Source organism: Luteibacter sp. (genome assembly GCF_036499525.1).
Classification (GTDB): domain Bacteria; phylum Pseudomonadota; class Gammaproteobacteria; order Xanthomonadales; family Rhodanobacteraceae; genus Luteibacter.
Genome location: NZ_DASYDO010000067.1, coordinates 1 through 14,748 on the forward strand (window position 1 = coordinate 1; position 14,748 = coordinate 14,748).

The window sequence follows — 14,748 nt, forward strand, 5'->3', positions numbered from 1 at the left end:
CGCCTTGAGTCTCAACACCCGCCCGCGGCAGCGGCATGGGTTTCGCACGCCGTTGCAGGTCTACACCGAGCTCCGCCAACTAAGCGAGGCCGATCCGGCTACGATGCACTGACTGTGTTGCGCGTGGACCTTGAAACCGCCAACGGCTCCGGCGTTGTTTGCAATTTAAAGAGAACGGTGCCAAGCCATGGCACACCCCAGACCACGAAAAGAATAGTGACTATCCAGAAGCCAAGATTCGTTCCAGACCGATAAATAAAGCTGACAAGAAGGCTCTCTCGCTTTGACGTTCCTTGAGCGTTCGTCATTTCTTTGTCTTTCCCAGCGCTTTTGGAAGAATAGTATTTAAGTAGGTCAATTGAAGCTTATCTTTGTGCGCTAGCGCCGCTTCAATCATCGAGAGCATCTCCGAGGGTCGATATTTCCGAGAATACGAAGCGTGGTGCTCATCGCCCAATTCATGGCCGACGAGTTGGGCCCTCACTTCTGAGGCGACACCGCTGGCTTGCATCTGTTGGATGGCGGTTTTTCGTAGCGAATGAAAACCGACTTTCCCGACCTTCGGCGTTACGTTCAACCCCGTGATGTAGCGTCCGAAGGCAGCGCTTAAAAAGTTACCAGCGCCGTTCACGCTCCCAACTTTCGTCCGAGGAAAAAGCCTGGTCTTTCCGGCATCGCGCAGTGCCTGAACATGCTCTAGCAATCCTAGTTCAACAAGCTCCGGATGGATGGGTACGACTCTTTCGCTCGCGTCCGTTTTCAGCGATTGACCTTCACCAGTCGAGGTGATTCGAACACAAGGGATGCCATCTTCCTCGAAGAAATCTTCCAGGTGTAGTTGGCCGACCTCACTAACTCTTGCGCCGCTGTAGAGGCCCAGGAGTGCTCCCCACCGAATTTCGGGGCGCAACTTCGAAAAAGTTACTGGTGCGTAAATGATGCGCAATTGTTCTGAACTGAAAGGCTCAAAGCCCAACTTTCGTCGGAGGCGTTTCTCACGGATGCCATACGTCAGCTGCCCGGCGGCTGGATTGTCGCCGCGCGCATAGTGCCCGGAATTCTGCGCCCAGACGAAAAACGCCTTCAGGTAACTCAATTTGTTGACGATGGTGGGCGTCGCCAATTGGTCGGCGCGCAACGACTGCACCCACTCTGATACGTCAGTGCGCATGACCTCCGTTAGCGGCGCTTTCAGCCCCTTCCATCGAGCAAAACTATTGACTGCCGCTTTCTTCTGGCTGCGGGTCTTATCCGGCAGCAACGCCGAATCGAGCGTGAGCAGATATTTCCGTGCGGCTTCGCCGACCGTAATGCCTGCCGTGGCGCGCGCGGAGCGACCTATTGGACGAACAGCTGCATCGACCGGCAACGACGGAGTCGGCAAAACCTGGGCGCCCATCAACACGCGCAGCACCTCGACGGCCTTGGCATGTTCCTTATCGGAGTCACCCTCCGTCGCCAAGGTAAAGCCGTTGGGGGTTCGCTCCAGCTTCCACGGCGCAACGTGCAGCGGGTGCCCGGGGTCGTCCACATCCAGAAGGAAGGGGTCGTTGGGTGCTGGTTTTTTCATCCCCTTCAGCTTCCTTGCCTGGTCGAACAGTGCCGCGTAGCGCGCGGACAGGGCATACGCCTGCACCTGCGCCATCCGAGGGTCTCGCGTCCCAAGACTACGGCGAATCACCGTGAGTCGGAACACCCCTCGAAGGTCTAACGGCACTTTTTGCCGAAACTGAAATACCCCGGTCGGGGAACGGTCCAAGTGATGTGCTATCCGCATAGAAGTGCCTATGCGAGTGCCTACCACCGAATTTCTCCAGCCGCATCTAAGTGGCTGAAAACGATCACCTTGGAGTGTCATGGCGGAGAGAGTGGGATTCGAACCCACGGTAGGCTTACACCTACGGCAGTTTTCAAGACTGCTGCCTTAAACCACTCGGCCATCTCTCCGTATCTATCGCACCGGCAGGGCATTGCACCCAGCCGGCTTGCCTCTTCGAACGCGCCCGATTGTACCTCAGGCGATAGCCTCAAGCCCCGCCATATACGGCCGCAACACTTCCGGCACCTCGATCGACCCGTCCGCCTGCTGGAAATTCTCCATCACCGCGACCAGCGTCCGCCCCACGGCCAACCCAGACCCGTTAAGCGTATGCACCAGCTCCGGCTTCCCCGTAGCCGGATTACGCCAACGAGCATGCATCCGCCGAGCCTGGAAGTCCGTGCAGTTAGAGCAGCTACTGATCTCCCGATAGGTATTCTGGCTGGGCAGCCACACCTCGAGATCGTAAGTCTTCGCGGCAGCGAAGCCCATATCGCCCGTACACAACTGCACCTTCCGATAAGGAAGCTTCAGCGCCTGCAGCACAGCCTCGGCATGCCCTACCATTTCCTCCAGTTGCTGGAAGCTGGTCTCCGCCGTGGCGATCTGCACCATCTCCACCTTCTCGAACTGGTGCTGCCGGATCATGCCGCGAGTATCCCGACCATAGCTACCGGCCTCAGCCCGGAAGCACATGGAATGGGCGGTCATGCGCATCGGCAACTCATCGGCTTCAACGATGCTCTCACGCACAAGATTGGTCAGGGCCACTTCGGACGTGGGAATAAGGTAGCGCTTCGCGTCGCCCACCTGGGTGCCGAAGAGGTCGTCCTCGAACTTGGGCAGTTGGCTGGTGCCTTCCATCGCGGCGGCATTCACGATCAGCGGCACGTTGTGTTCAAGGTAGCCGTGCTGGGTGGTGTGCAGGTCGAGCATGAACTGCGCTAGCGCGCGGTGCAGGTGCGCGAGCTGGCCGCGGAGGACGGTGAAGCGGGCGCCAGAGAGCTTCGAGCCGGCTTCGGCGTCGAGCCAGCCGTGGCGCGAGCCCAGGTCCACGTGGTCTTTCACGGGGAAGTCGAACGGCCGCGGGTGGCCCCAGCGGAGGAGTTCGAGGTTGTCGTTCTCGTCCTTGCCGAAGGGCACGGTCTCGTCGGGGAGGTTCGGGATGCCGAGGGCGATGTCGGCCAGCTTGGCCTGGACGTCGGCCAGGGCGTGTTCGTTGGCCTTGAGCTTGTCGCCGATGCCTGCGACTTCGGCCATCAGGGACGCGACGTCCTCGCCCTTGGCCTTGGCCTGGCCGATAGCCTTGGAACGGGTGTTGCGCAGGTTCTGCAGCTCCTGCGTCTCGGTGGAAAGCGCCTTGCGCTCGGATTCGAGACGCTCGACCGTGGCGACGTCGAGGTCGAAGTTCCGGGCGGCGCGGAGGCGTTCTGCCGTTTCGGCAAGGCGGCCGCGCAGGAGGGCGGGATCCAGCATGTTCTTGGCTTCCGTGGGTGTCGAATGCGGGATTATCGCAAAACGGGGCGGAAGTCGCTGCGGTCCCTGCCTTCGCGGGGACGACGGGTACCGGGGTGCCCGGTACCCGTGAAGGGTCAGGGCATGGGTTTGACCGCGGGGTTATGCGCCTTGTGCCCCAGCCACCATCCCATCGCCGCACCGGCAAGCAGCCAGCCGAAGCCTTGTTCGACGAGGTAGCCGGCGGTGAACGCGCCCGGGAACCGGTACCAGTTCCAGTACGGCACGCTGATCGACAGCCAGGCGAAGACGCCGAAAGCCAGCCCGATGCAGAGGCCGCGGACCACACCGACGCCGGCCATGCGGATCAGCACGAGGGCAACCAGCAGCGCCGCCAGCGTGTCCGAGAGCCACTGGTGGAACAAGTTGCCGCCCATGGCGACCGGATCCTTGCCGTTCGGCGAATACACGATGAAGGCATACGGATTGGCCTTGGCCTTTTCCGAATACGCCTTCGTGGCCTGCTCGTTCCCGTGCATGGTGGCCATATCGAAGTGCGGCAGCACGTAAATGCCGTGTTCGGCTGGCAGCCCATCGCGCAAGGCGGTAAGTACCGAATCCTCGTTCGTGGGTGCACGCATGGAAAGCTCGCCCAGCGGCAGCACCATGTGCGCGAACGCACCCCAGAAAAACATGATCAGCCCACCGATCAGTGTCGCAATGACGATACGCATCGTTCCTCTCCTCCCCGAGTGGTGGCCCGAGGGTACGACTGCGTTGCCATGGCCGGTATCGGACTTTTGGCAGGGTTGGCCTATTCGGGGAGCGCTTGCTCGGCGCCCTTGGGGAAATGGGAGGCCCGTCGCCTGCGCGCGGAGCGCCAGACCCAGTAGCTCAGCAGCATGGCCGTGCCGAAATTGGACACGACCTCGCCGGGCCAGACATGGCCGTAGTCAATATTCCGAAATCCGAGAAGGGCCCCGAGCCATGACGCGGTTGGCCAGCGAGTCGCCGCGAGCATCGATGAGCCGTTGCACGATCATCGTCACCCTCAGCCCGAAACAGCCGATGAGGAACGACACGCCGGCATGTACCTGTGCCGGCGAATCGGGAAGGAAGCGCTCTTCCAGCGCCGGTGCGAGGAAGATCGCCAGCATCGCGCCGCACACCACCTGCATGACGGCACGCTTGCGCGAAGGTTCGTTACCCAGCGCCACCGGAAGGATGGCGCCACCGATCGCCGCCAGCAGGAGCCAGAAGCGGGTAAAAAGCAGCATGGTGTCCATGGTGACCTCACCTTTCAGCCTTGCTTATCGAGCGTTCCGCTCCACTTGCCGGACGAACCGAAGGATATCTTCAGGGTGTCGTCGCCCTCTGCGTAGTCAACCTCCAGGACATTCCTCCAGAGGTTGTCGCAGAACGGCCCGCCGTTGGTGGATATCTCAAACCCGTAGAGCAGCGCGCGCCCATCGGCTTTCTGATACGTCGCCTTGACCCGGCAGGCCGCTGCTCCCGCGAAGTGTATGTCCACGCTCCTCTCTGTAAACGTCGCGCTGACCGAAATCGTCTCGGTGCCCTGCGCTACCGATCCGGCCCACACGCCCAGCGGATTGGCGAAGGCTGCTGCGGGAAGGACGCAGAGCAATGCCGCGACACACAGGTTCTTCAGGTTATGCACGTGCATGATGTTCTCCTTGCGTAGTTGTGGTTGACGCTAGTGAGTCGGTGACTTCAGTTCTTTCCGATGCAGCACTCCATGCCAGGTGACGAGGTCCATTCCGTGATCGAACGCCAGGCCGCCATCCGCGGTCGGGGTCATCCATAGAGCACGGTCCTGCAGGCGGTCGCAGAAGCTTTCACCGCCATGGATCCAGTCGAAGAAGTAGTGCAGAGACGCGCCGTTGTCCTCCACGAACCGGGCCGTGGCACGGCAACCAAGTTCGCCCAGGAAACGAAATTCCGCACCCTTCGCGGTAAAGCGGACGAGCACGTCCACTTTCCGTCCGTCGTCCGACTGGATCGCACCCCGCCAGGCACCCAGGGGTTGCGCGGCGAAGGCCACGTTCGGCAACAGGCACAGAAGCGTGAGCAAGCCGGCAAGCAGGAACGCGAGGATCGCGATCCACCCAAGCCGGCGGTCGCGACGACGCCGCGGCGGCTCGTCCAGGCTAGCCACCAAGGCACTCTCCCATTCGGGAGACAAACGAAGCATCGAAAGTCTTTCCATTACCCTCTCCTCGTCATTGGAATGTCCACCACACGTCCGTCGATAGATACATTGGTTTGCCAGGCGTCGACGGCGCGGAAGGCAATGCGCAGGCGGTGCAACGGCCTGCGCCGGAACAAGGTAAGGCGCGGCGGTCGCATGTCGATCACCAGGCCGCCCGTGCTACCGCTGCCGCGCTCGTAGCGCAGGCGGCAGTCGAACTCCACGGACAATTCGGTCACCTGGGGCACATGCGGATCGCGGAACCAGTTCAGGGGAATCACCACCGACTCCAGCGGCGCGTCGGCGGCCGAGTCGCGCGGCACGTCAACGTGCAGGCCGAGCCCGCCGGTGTTCCCGTATTCGTACTGCATGACGCGGCGACGCTGCAGCGCTTCGTTGGCCGCTTCCACGGAAACGCGCAGCGCATACAACAATTGATTGAACGTGCAGGTAGCCATTCGCCCTACCCCTCGCCAAGCCACACCGGCTTCCGCGGAAAGCCAATGTGGTAGCACAGCCATTGCAGCACCACCTGGTGCTCGCCCAGCTGCAACACGGTAAAACTCTTCTCGATGCCGATGATGGCGCCCTTCGGCGTATCGGTAAGACAGCGGTTGAGCAAGGCGCGCGCGTCCTCGATCTGCGCCTCGCTGCTCATCTGCGTTGGATTGTCGCTTCCGACAATCACGCGTTTCACGAACTTCACGTCGGTCAGGTCGAACATCCTCTTCTCCTGGAAGGAATCGCGACGACCTCACGGGCGCCGCGACCTGTACGTGGATCGAACCGCGTATTACTTGGTGTCATCTGCAACCGGCTGCTTCGGATCCGTCTCGGGCACCGGCGTCGGGGCACTGATCCTGCGCGGGGCACAGGCGGACTGCAGGATGTCCATGACACGCGCCAGGCCTTCCGGCATGCCGTTGTCCTCGGCGTGCACTTCCACGTGGTACTTGGCGGAGTTGTCGGACTTGCGGGTGTTTTCCTTGTGCGTCGCGACCGAACCCGACACCTTCGCGGTGGCCTTGAAGATGCCCCAGCCGATGGACATCTCGGCGCTGAACTCGCCCTTCTTGTCTTCGCTCTCGGTCGAGCTGAAGGAAGAGCGCACTTCCATATCGAAGAGGATGTCCACGCGGGTGATGCTCAGGTTGGGAACCTTCACGATGGCAAGCAGCGGAACTTCCAGCTCGACATCTTCCTCGGCAATGCCGCCCGTCTTGGTCGGATCGTCAACGGGACGCTTGAAGCGGAACTGCGCGGTACGGGTGGCGCCCACGCCGGTGGGATCGTTCGCGGCCGGCGGCATGAAGCCGATGACCTTGATGAAATCCGCCGTGGCCTGGGCCAGCTTCACCTGCGCCTCGCAGGCGGCCTGAAGTGGCGATCCGATCAGGTCGCCCATGGGAAGACCCTTGAACTGGCTCGACATGTTGACGAGTTCGTCAGCCATGATGTGACTCCTTGTGATAGTTGACGCGGCGAGCGATATGCGCGCCGCGGTTCAACACGGTCGACCCCTCAGTCGCCCGGCTTGAACGTCTTGAACACCCCTTGCGTCTGCGCCAGGTGGTTCATGAGGCGCGCCGCACCGTCGGTGGGCTCGCTCCCCTCCACGCGCAGCACCACGTGCACGCTGCCAGACTTGCGATCGTTGCCGCCCGCGCTCGGGTCCACACTAAGGTGCGGTCGATTCGTCGCGGCCTTTCCCTTCCAGCCGGGCTCCAGATGTTCTTCGGCGGGCACGTCGCCCTCAACCAGCGGACCGATGTCGGCATCGAAGGTGATCTCCACATCCTTGATGCGCAGTACGTTGGTCGATACCAGCGGCAGAATCGGCGCGCGGTAGAGGTCTTCGTCGCTTTCGCCCGCTTTCGGATGCAGCGACGGCATGCGGATCACCACGCTCTTCGGGCGGTTGTCCTCGTCGAAGAAGTCGCTGAGGTGGGACATCTGGTGTTGCTCGATGCGGTCCTGCGCATCGACCACGGCGCTGGCGATCGCCGCGATCAGGGTATTCAGTGACGTCTGGGCGGCCATGGCTCACGCGCCTCCCGTCGACGTGGCTGCCAGATCGGGAAACGAGTCCACACGATTCAGCCAACCCTTGAGGAACTTTCCCAACGAAGGACGCTGGACCACCAGGTTCCTGTAGTAGTCCGCGCGGCCTTTCTTGTAGGCGGCGTAGACGGCGCGGGCATCGACATTCACCAGGGCAGCCATCGTGCCCGGCCCGATCGCTCCGTCCACGATCAGCTGCGGTGTCGCGCCCTGCGCGTTCAGCACGCGCTGGAGCAGGCGCGACGCGTTCGAACCGGCGTTTACCTGGAAGTCGAACACGATGTTGGCTAGCGGCTGCAGCGCGATCTCGTCGCCGCGCACTTTGTCCCAGTAAAGCTTCTTGTAGATCTTGCCGGCCTGTTCATCGGTCAGCCTGATCAGCGCATCCAGGGTGGGTTCGATGCCAAGGATATCCTTGGCGCACAGCTTGAAGGTCGCCATCGTGACGCCCTTGTTCGTGGCGCCACCGGGATCGACGGGATCGTTGACGAAGCCACCCTCGTGCTTGAGCAGCGTGGGAAAAAAGCTGTAGAAGTCGGCCATTGACGTTTACTCCCCGTTCGGCGCGATGGCGCCGGCCGATGTACTTTCCGCTTGCGTTCGATGGCACGGGATCGGGAAATTCCTGATTCCCGCGCTTGCGATGGCTGATAGCGACAACTCAGGGCTCGAGCGTGGTGAGGCCTTCGCGCAGCGCATAGCGCGTCAGCTTCGCGATGCCGTTGATGCCCAGCTTCGCCATGATGTGTTCGCGGTGCGTGCCTACCGTTTTTATGCTGACGTGAAGGCGCTCGGCGATATCGCGCGCACTCAGGCCTTCCGCGAACAGCTGGGTGATTTCGCGCTCGCGAGTGCTTAGCAGCATCCCCTGTGCGAATGCCGGACCGTCGTGGCGGCGCAGGCCGTCAACCAGCAAGTGGGCGATATCCGGGCTGATGAAGTAGCGCGAGCGCATCACGCTTTCGATCGCCTCGCGCAGCACCTCGAAGCCGTCGCGCTTCAGCACGTAGCCCTGGGCGCCGGCGTCGAAGGCGGCTCGTACCCACCGTGAGTCTTCGTAGGCGGACAGGCAGAGCAGCCTCGTCTGCGGGCAGCGTGGAACGATACGGCGTATCGCCTCCAGTCCGCTCAGGCCACGCATGGCACAATCGAAAACGATGAGGCCGGGTTGACATCGCAGTGCCCGTCGCACGCATTCGCGTCCATCGGCGATACTGCCGATCACCTCGTAGCGCGGCGATCCGGCCAGCAGCGACGCCACTCCTTCGCGCAGCAGCGCCTGCTCGTCGGCCAGCAAGACGGTCACGGGCGTCACGTTTCACGCTCCTGGCACCGTGCCGTGGGTACACAAAGGAATGCGCCGCCGCGGCAAGCGGTGGCGTGGTCATGGGAACGCATCCTGGCCCCCCTCCGGTTAGCTCTCCCGCCGGCTCCCCAGACCGACGCTACTCCTGCCATTCCCGGCCGCCGGGCTCCCCCGGCGGCCGCCGCATCCGGGCGTCCTTCCCTCTCGTGAATGCCTGATACCGTCCGTGGTCCGTCGTGCAACGTTATGTTGCGGCACTTCGAATCCGTATCAGCTAAATGCTGATTTTTAGATCGGGTCGGGTCAAAGGTTCTTCATGCCTTCGAGGATCTTTTCGAAATCACTCGGCGGCTGGAACATCTACGAGATCGCCATCACCACGAACCTCACGCCCAGCTTCGTCACGCAGGCGGTGAGCGAATTCAGGACATCGAGATGCTACGGTCTCCACCGGCCGTATCAGGCAGAACCTGATTTTCGCTTTTCTATTTGCCCGGCTTGTCGCGCGCGGCGGAGCGGGCGGCACGCAACGCGGTGAGCTTCTCGCGCAGCTTTGCCTCAAGGCCGCGATCGACGGGCTCGTAGAACGCCATCCCGATCAGTTCGTCGGGCAGGCATTGCTGGTAGAGCGCGATGCCGCCCTCGGCGTCGTGGTCGTACTGATAGCCGCTGCCGTAGCCGAGGCCTTTCATGAGCTTGGTGGGCGCGTTGCGCAGGTGCATGGGCACCGCCAGGCTGCCCATCTGCTTCACCGTGGCACGTGCCTTGTTGTACGCCATGTAGGCGGCGTTGCTCTTGGGCGAAATGGCCAGCCAGATCGCCAGTTGGGCTAAGCCGAGTTCACCTTCGGGGCTGCCGAGGCGCTCGTAGGTGTCCCACGCATCCAGGGCCATGCGCCACGCGCGGGGCTCGGCCAGGCCCACGTCTTCCACCGCCATGCGAGTCATGCGCCTTGCAAGGTAGAGCGGATCGCAGCCACCGTCGAGCATGCGGGTAAGCCAGTACACCGCGGCATCGGGATCGGACGAGCGCACGGATTTGTGCAACGCGGATATCTGGTCATAGAACTGCTCTCCGCTCTTGTCGAAACGGCGCGTGCGGTCTGCAAGCACCTGTTCGAGCGTGGCATCGTCGATGCGGCCGTCCTCCGCCAGTTCGGCAGCGATTTCCAGCAGCGTGAGCGCACGGCGGACATCGCCGTCGGCGGCGCTGGCGATCAGCTTCAGCGACGCTTCGTCCACGGAGAGGGCCAGGTCGCCGAGGCCGCGTTCCTTGTCGGCGAGTGCACGGTGCAGCGCGTCCACGATGTCGTCGGGGCCCACCGAGTCCAGCACGTGCACGCGGCAGCGCGACAGCAGCGCGGAGTTCAGTTCGAACGAGGGGTTCTCGGTGGTGGCCCCCACGAAGATAATGACGCCGCGTTCGATATGGGGCAGGAAAGCATCCTGCTGCGCTTTGTTGAAGCGGTGCACCTCGTCCACGAACAGCACCGTGCGACGGCCCTGCGCGAAGTTGCCCTCGGCTTCCGCCAGGGCCTTGCGTACGTCCGGCAGTCCGCTCATCACGGCGGAAATCGCCCGGAAGTCGGCATCGGCATAGCGCGCTACCAGCAAGGCCAGCGTGGTCTTTCCGCACCCGGGCGGGCCCCACAGGATCATCGAATGCACCCGGCCGGCTTCCAGCGCACGGCGCAACGGTTTGTCCTCGCCCACGACGCGCTGCTGCCCCACGATCTCGTCGAGCGCACGCGGCCGCATACGCTCGGCCAGCGGCTTCAGGGCTTCGGGTTCGGCAAACAGGCCGGGAGACTGGAAAGGCATGGGACTCGGGATAGTCGATAAGCGCCCATTATCGCGCGTCCCCGTGCACGGCGCCTCAACGTTTGCGCAGGAGGCTCGCCGCCATCCCTGCCACGAGGGCCGCGCCCAGCAGGAGCACCACCCACAGCAACGGGCGGGTCCAGTCGAAGGGGGCTTGGGAGGCGTCCAGGGCCGTGCGGCCGGCGAGTTCCTGCAGGTTGCCGGTGGTTGCTTGCCCGGGGCGCCACGCGGGGCCAGCGTCCTTGCGCAGGGCGGCGATGGCGTCGGCGATGGGCCATGCCGCGCGGCGGGCGGAATGGCTGCCGACCAGCAAACGGTAAGGGCCGTCGCCTTCCGGGAGAAAAACAATGCGGTCGGGTTGCCAACCTACCAGGAGGTGCGGCGGCTCGCGCAGCGGCGTCGCCGAATGCAGGCGAAGCACGTCGCGCCTGCCCGGCACGACGTCCAGTGGATCGTGGTCGTCGCCAGTCCGCGGCGGCGTCACCACCAGGGTGCCGAGTTGCTCGCCGCTCATCGTTCCTTCGACGGCGATGGCGTCGAAGCGGGCGACGGTGTCGCCCTTGCCCAGCTTTACGCGCAACGCCGTCACCGGCAGTGCCGCTGGAAGGCGATAGTCGTAATCGACGCCCTGCCCGCGCTGCACCGTTGCCGTCGATGCAAGGTCCAGCCAGCGGCGCGCCGCTTCATCCTTTGTCGCCGCGTCTTCCGCTGTGCCGGAGAGCGTCACGCTGAATCCGGCAACGTCGGCCCAGGGCGCTTCGCCGCGAGCGACGTGCACGCGGTAGTAGCGTGCGGGATCGCCGCTGAGTTTCACCACGCGCGCGTCGACTGCGCCATCGCCCTGTCCGAGCGTGACGACCGTGGCGCCACGAACAAGCGCCGTCCATTCCTGGAGGTCGGAGCTGGCGTCGACATCGATCCGCAGGTCCACGTCGCGACCCGACGGCGCGAAAGCCAGCCTTTCGGGTGCAACGGGCTGGCGTGCGTCGAAGAGCCAGTCGCTTGCCGCAACGGTCGCCGCCGCGGCACCCGGCTCGATCACGATGTCGCCGTTCGTGCTGCGCAGGATGTGTGCACCCGCCACTCCGTTGGCGCTTTGCGGCACGGCAAGCAGCGGCGCATCGAGCGTCACCGGATGCGCGGTGGGCGCTGCCGGCGCGTATAACCCGGCAGCCACCTGGCGATCCTTCGCATCGATGACCACCACATCGCCTAGCCCTGCATCCCGGCTGGCCCACGCGTACGCATTCAGCGGGAGTTCCACGACATAAGCCTTCGCACCAGCCTGGAGGCTGAGCGGATACGACACCGCGAAAGATGGCGGCGCTTCCGCGTGGGCGGCCAGTGCCGCGAGGCTAGGGATCAGCAGACAGACACGCCAGTCACGACGCATGCGACGACTCCGGGGGTTCGGCGGCGACCAGCCGCGGCGGCGCGGGTGCGAGGTAGCCGATGACCGTGCAAAGCAGGCCATAGGCGATGAACGAAGCGATGCCGAACAGGTTGCCGAGGTGCGAGCGATCCACGAGCAGCAGCTTCAACAACACCAGGGCCATGGTAACGGCACCGGCGAGCCAGAGCATCCGTTGTCCGCGCTTCGACCCGAGCACCCAGGCCACCACGCCGATGACGCTCCATACGACGGTGAGCGAGAGTTCGGCAAGGCTCGACCCCGCCATCGCGCCGTCCCAGGGCACGCCGCCGAGATGATGCACCGCACGCAGCGTCATGCTTGTCGCCACCACGAAAAGCAAGGTGGCCAGCACCGCCGGTCGCGTCATGCGCACCTCGCCCGGCATCGCTTCGTCGGACAGCGCCCGCGCGACGAAGAGGAACGCCGCCACCAGCAGCAGGTCGACCGGATTGAGCACGGGCACGAAAGGCAACGGCAAGGCCGCACCGGGTGCACCGAGCGCCACGGCGCCCGCGACGAGCATGGCGAGGGCCACGCAGGCCCCGACGGCAACGCGTATATCGCGTCGATAGACCGGCAGCGGCAAGACCAGCCAGCGTTCGCCCCAGATCGCCAGCGCGGCGAGCAGCAACGTCGGCAAGACTCGGGCGAACAGCTGCCAACCATCGCCCAGTCGCGACGCTCCATCGAGCGCGATCGACATGGCGGCAGTGAAGACCGCCAGCCAGCGCACCCACCACACGGTAGCCGCCGCGACGGCGGCGACACGATGAGCCGCGACGTCGCGCAACGCGAACCAGCCCGCGACGGCCATGACGACCACGCTTGCCAACGGCCAGCCACGCAGCCACTGGACGCCGGCGTTCGCGGCCGAAAGCACCACGAGCATGCCACCGAACAGGAACATTGGCAGCGCGAATGCCAACACCACGCCCAGATCCAGCTTGCGCACCCGCGGGCACGCAAGCGCGAGCAGAAGTCCCGTTATCGATAACAGGGCCAGCCGGCAGGCAGCTGCGGGCGCGGGCTCGATCACGAACGCATCGATCTCGTTGGCGAACCCGATCAGCCACCAGAGCACCGCCCATACCAGCAGGCCGATGCGCGCCAGGCTCGATACGCCGCGCGACATGCCATGCCGGTCGAACTGCCATACGCCTGCAACCGCGCCGGCCACGAGCAGCAGGCTACCGATGAGGGACGCATTGAGCAGTGGCGCATCGTCGGCGTGCTGGTGGAACAGCGACGCGATCACCCACGCCGTACCGGCCGCCAGTTGCAGCAAGACGCCCGCCCAACGCGGCAGCCGGCGTCCCTGGCGGAAGCCAAGCCAGATCAGCCCCGCGCCTTCCAGCGCGAACACGCTCGCGGTAACACTTGCACTGAGCGCCAGCGGTACCGCGATGGTGGCGAATGCCACGGCGAGCACGGCCCAGGTGTCGCGCAGCAGCGACATGTCGTCGCGGCGCCGGATGGCAAATGCGATGGCCACATAGATGGCCGCGGCCACCAGCGCCGTCAGCGCGAGCGGCATCGGGCGCCAGTCCAGTAATGCGCCTTGCAGCAACAGGCTGGCGATCGGGTTGCCGAACATCAGGCAGCCGTCGAGGATCGCGCGATTGCGCCTGGGCGAGCGCAGCACGTGCAGCCATGGCACCGCCAGATAAAGCAGGAAATGCAGGATGAGGAACGGCTCGGTGCTGGCAAGCAGATCCGGCTGGTAGCGAAGCACGCCCCATGCGGTGCCCACGCCGAAGGTGGCGACGAAGCCGAGCACGTTGAGCACGCGCCACGCGCGCTTCCATGCGATGCCCAGGATGCCGAGGTTGAGCACCGCGTAGTAGGAGAACAACGCGACGTGGTTACCCTCGTTCGTGGAGGCGATGATCGGTGCGGCGAAGCCGGCGACGAGGCCCAGGACGGCGAGTGCCAGTGCATCTTGCAAGACGGCCAGGACACCCAGCGCGCCGACGAAGACGACCAGCAGGACGAATGTCCACCCCGCCGGCAGCAGGCCGTACAGGCGATACGCCGCGAACACCGTCATCACCAGCACGCCGATCGCCCCGCCTTGCAGCGAGAGCGCGAACGCCCTGCGCCTGTCGCGTTGCCACCAGCCGAAAGCTGCGCCGGCGATAGCTGCCAGGGCTACCAGGCTGAGGCGGACGGATACGGGTACGCGCAGGAGGCCAGTGTCGGCGGCGTATTTGAGGAAGGCGGCCACGCCGGCGAAGAGGACAAGCATGCCGACCTTGACTGGGACGTTGCCTTCGGTGAACCAGCGTTTGACGGAGGCGATCAGGCGATCGGTCCAGGTGGGGCCGGTGGGCATCGGTGGGGGGAGTCGCCGGCGTGCATCGCCGACAGGGTCGGCTCCCACCGGGCCTGTTGGCTGTGTGGCCTGGGGCTGGCTCGTGCGGACTGGGGCGGCTTCGGACGTGGTCGCTCGGGTTTCGGACGCGGGGCGCAGCTGGTCGACGAGGCGACGGGCCTCGTCGAGGTCGTTGCGAAGCTGCGAGGTGCGGCCCCACAGGAAACCGATGGCGAAGCCCGCCACGCCGCCCGCCACGCCTTGCCCCACGAAGGCGCCGATCACTGCGCCGACGATTGCCCAGACCAGATACATGCCCTTGCTCCCCTGACACGTCCGATGTTTGGGTCAGT

At 64.3% G+C, this 14,748-nt stretch carries 14 protein-coding genes, 1 tRNA gene and 1 pseudogene; all 16 read right to left on the reverse strand.

Annotated features, from left to right (window positions below):
• Positions 1-304: 304 nt before the first annotated feature.
• The 16 genes and pseudogenes from VGM71_RS13190 to VGM71_RS13265 all read right to left on the reverse strand — a co-directional run bounded on the left by VGM71_RS13190 (position 305) and on the right by VGM71_RS13265 (position 14,710).
• Positions 305-1,858, reverse strand: coding sequence for a DUF6538 domain-containing protein (locus VGM71_RS13190; RefSeq protein WP_331545861.1), 1,554 nt, complete (start codon positions 1,856-1,858; stop codon positions 305-307).
• A tRNA-Ser gene (locus VGM71_RS13195) sits at positions 1,858-1,947 on the reverse strand. Before VGM71_RS13195 ends, VGM71_RS13190 begins: the two co-directional genes overlap by 1 nt.
• Positions 1,948-2,014: 67 nt before the next feature.
• On the reverse strand, positions 2,015-3,295 hold the full coding sequence (gene serS / locus VGM71_RS13200; RefSeq protein WP_331545863.1) for a serine--tRNA ligase: 1,281 nt from the start codon (positions 3,293-3,295) through the stop codon (positions 2,015-2,017).
• A 116-nt stretch (positions 3,296-3,411) separates the two neighbouring features.
• Positions 3,412-4,008 carry a hypothetical protein gene (locus VGM71_RS13205; protein ID WP_331545865.1) on the reverse strand — a complete coding sequence of 199 codons (597 nt, stop codon included), beginning with the start codon at positions 4,006-4,008 and terminating at the stop codon, positions 3,412-3,414.
• A 219-nt stretch (positions 4,009-4,227) separates the two neighbouring features.
• A complete protein-coding gene (locus tag VGM71_RS13210) occupies positions 4,228-4,560 on the reverse strand; it encodes a hypothetical protein (protein WP_331545867.1) in 333 nt (110 codons plus the stop codon).
• 14 nt (positions 4,561-4,574) lie between these two features.
• Positions 4,575-4,958, reverse strand: coding sequence for a hypothetical protein (locus VGM71_RS13215; RefSeq protein ID WP_331545869.1), 384 nt, complete (start codon positions 4,956-4,958; stop codon positions 4,575-4,577).
• Between the two features lie 30 nt (positions 4,959-4,988).
• A complete protein-coding gene (locus VGM71_RS13220; protein ID WP_331545871.1) occupies positions 4,989-5,501 on the reverse strand; it encodes a hypothetical protein in 513 nt (170 codons plus the stop codon).
• Complete coding sequence (locus VGM71_RS13225) at positions 5,501-5,941, reverse strand: hypothetical protein (RefSeq protein WP_331545873.1); 441 nt, start codon at positions 5,939-5,941, stop codon at positions 5,501-5,503. Before VGM71_RS13225 ends, VGM71_RS13220 begins: the two co-directional genes overlap by 1 nt.
• Before the next feature lie 5 nt (positions 5,942-5,946).
• Entirely contained in the window at positions 5,947-6,207 is a 261-nt protein-coding gene (locus tag VGM71_RS13230; RefSeq protein ID WP_331545875.1) for a hypothetical protein, read from the reverse strand.
• A 69-nt stretch (positions 6,208-6,276) separates the two neighbouring features.
• The gene (locus tag VGM71_RS13235; RefSeq protein WP_331545877.1) at positions 6,277-6,936 is read right to left on the reverse strand and encodes a DUF2589 domain-containing protein; all 660 of its coding nucleotides are present in this window, start codon (positions 6,934-6,936) and stop codon (positions 6,277-6,279) included.
• Positions 6,937-7,103: 167 nt separating this feature from the next.
• Positions 7,104-7,523 (reverse strand): annotated as a pseudogene (locus VGM71_RS13240) (DUF2589 domain-containing protein); the annotation flags it as partial.
• 3 nt (positions 7,524-7,526) lie between these two features.
• A complete protein-coding gene (locus VGM71_RS13245; RefSeq protein ID WP_331545881.1) occupies positions 7,527-8,087 on the reverse strand; it encodes a glycoside hydrolase family 108 protein in 561 nt (186 codons plus the stop codon).
• Positions 8,088-8,205: 118 nt separating this feature from the next.
• Entirely contained in the window at positions 8,206-8,859 is a 654-nt protein-coding gene (locus tag VGM71_RS13250; RefSeq protein ID WP_331545883.1) for a response regulator transcription factor, read from the reverse strand.
• A gap of 476 nt (positions 8,860-9,335) precedes the next feature.
• Positions 9,336-10,670: a replication-associated recombination protein A gene (locus tag VGM71_RS13255; protein WP_331545885.1), complete on the reverse strand. Its 1,335-nt coding sequence runs from the start codon at positions 10,668-10,670 to the stop codon at positions 9,336-9,338.
• A 55-nt stretch (positions 10,671-10,725) separates the two neighbouring features.
• A complete protein-coding gene (locus VGM71_RS13260; protein WP_331545887.1) occupies positions 10,726-12,063 on the reverse strand; it encodes a DUF3999 family protein in 1,338 nt (445 codons plus the stop codon).
• The gene (locus VGM71_RS13265; protein ID WP_331545889.1) at positions 12,053-14,710 is read right to left on the reverse strand and encodes a DUF2339 domain-containing protein; all 2,658 of its coding nucleotides are present in this window, start codon (positions 14,708-14,710) and stop codon (positions 12,053-12,055) included. Before VGM71_RS13265 ends, VGM71_RS13260 begins: the two co-directional genes overlap by 11 nt.
• Positions 14,711-14,748 lie beyond the last annotated feature (38 nt).

Bases quoted from the DNA above. Each gene is read 5' to 3' on its own strand.
- VGM71_RS13230 (WP_331545875.1), bottom strand. From the start codon at position 6,207: ATGTTCGACCTGACCGACGTGAAGTTCGTGAAACGCGTGATTGTCGGA.
- VGM71_RS13225 (WP_331545873.1), bottom strand. From the start codon at position 5,941: ATGGCTACCTGCACGTTCAATCAATTGTTGTATGCGCTGCGCGTTTCC.
- VGM71_RS13255 (WP_331545885.1), bottom strand. From the start codon at position 10,670: ATGCCTTTCCAGTCTCCCGGCCTGTTTGCCGAACCCGAAGCCCTGAAG.
- VGM71_RS13215 (WP_331545869.1), bottom strand. From the start codon at position 4,958: ATGCACGTGCATAACCTGAAGAACCTGTGTGTCGCGGCATTGCTCTGC.
- serS (WP_331545863.1), bottom strand. From the start codon at position 3,295: ATGCTGGATCCCGCCCTCCTGCGCGGCCGCCTTGCCGAAACGGCAGAA.
- VGM71_RS13260 (WP_331545887.1), bottom strand. From the start codon at position 12,063: ATGCGTCGTGACTGGCGTGTCTGTCTGCTGATCCCTAGCCTCGCGGCA.
- VGM71_RS13265 (WP_331545889.1), bottom strand. From the start codon at position 14,710: ATGTATCTGGTCTGGGCAATCGTCGGCGCAGTGATCGGCGCCTTCGTG.
- VGM71_RS13235 (WP_331545877.1), bottom strand. From the start codon at position 6,936: ATGGCTGACGAACTCGTCAACATGTCGAGCCAGTTCAAGGGTCTTCCC.
- VGM71_RS13245 (WP_331545881.1), bottom strand. From the start codon at position 8,087: ATGGCCGACTTCTACAGCTTTTTTCCCACGCTGCTCAAGCACGAGGGT.
- VGM71_RS13205 (WP_331545865.1), bottom strand. From the start codon at position 4,008: ATGCGTATCGTCATTGCGACACTGATCGGTGGGCTGATCATGTTTTTC.
- VGM71_RS13210 (WP_331545867.1), bottom strand. From the start codon at position 4,560: ATGGACACCATGCTGCTTTTTACCCGCTTCTGGCTCCTGCTGGCGGCG.
- VGM71_RS13220 (WP_331545871.1), bottom strand. From the start codon at position 5,501: ATGGAAAGACTTTCGATGCTTCGTTTGTCTCCCGAATGGGAGAGTGCC.
- VGM71_RS13190 (WP_331545861.1), bottom strand. From the start codon at position 1,858: ATGACACTCCAAGGTGATCGTTTTCAGCCACTTAGATGCGGCTGGAGA.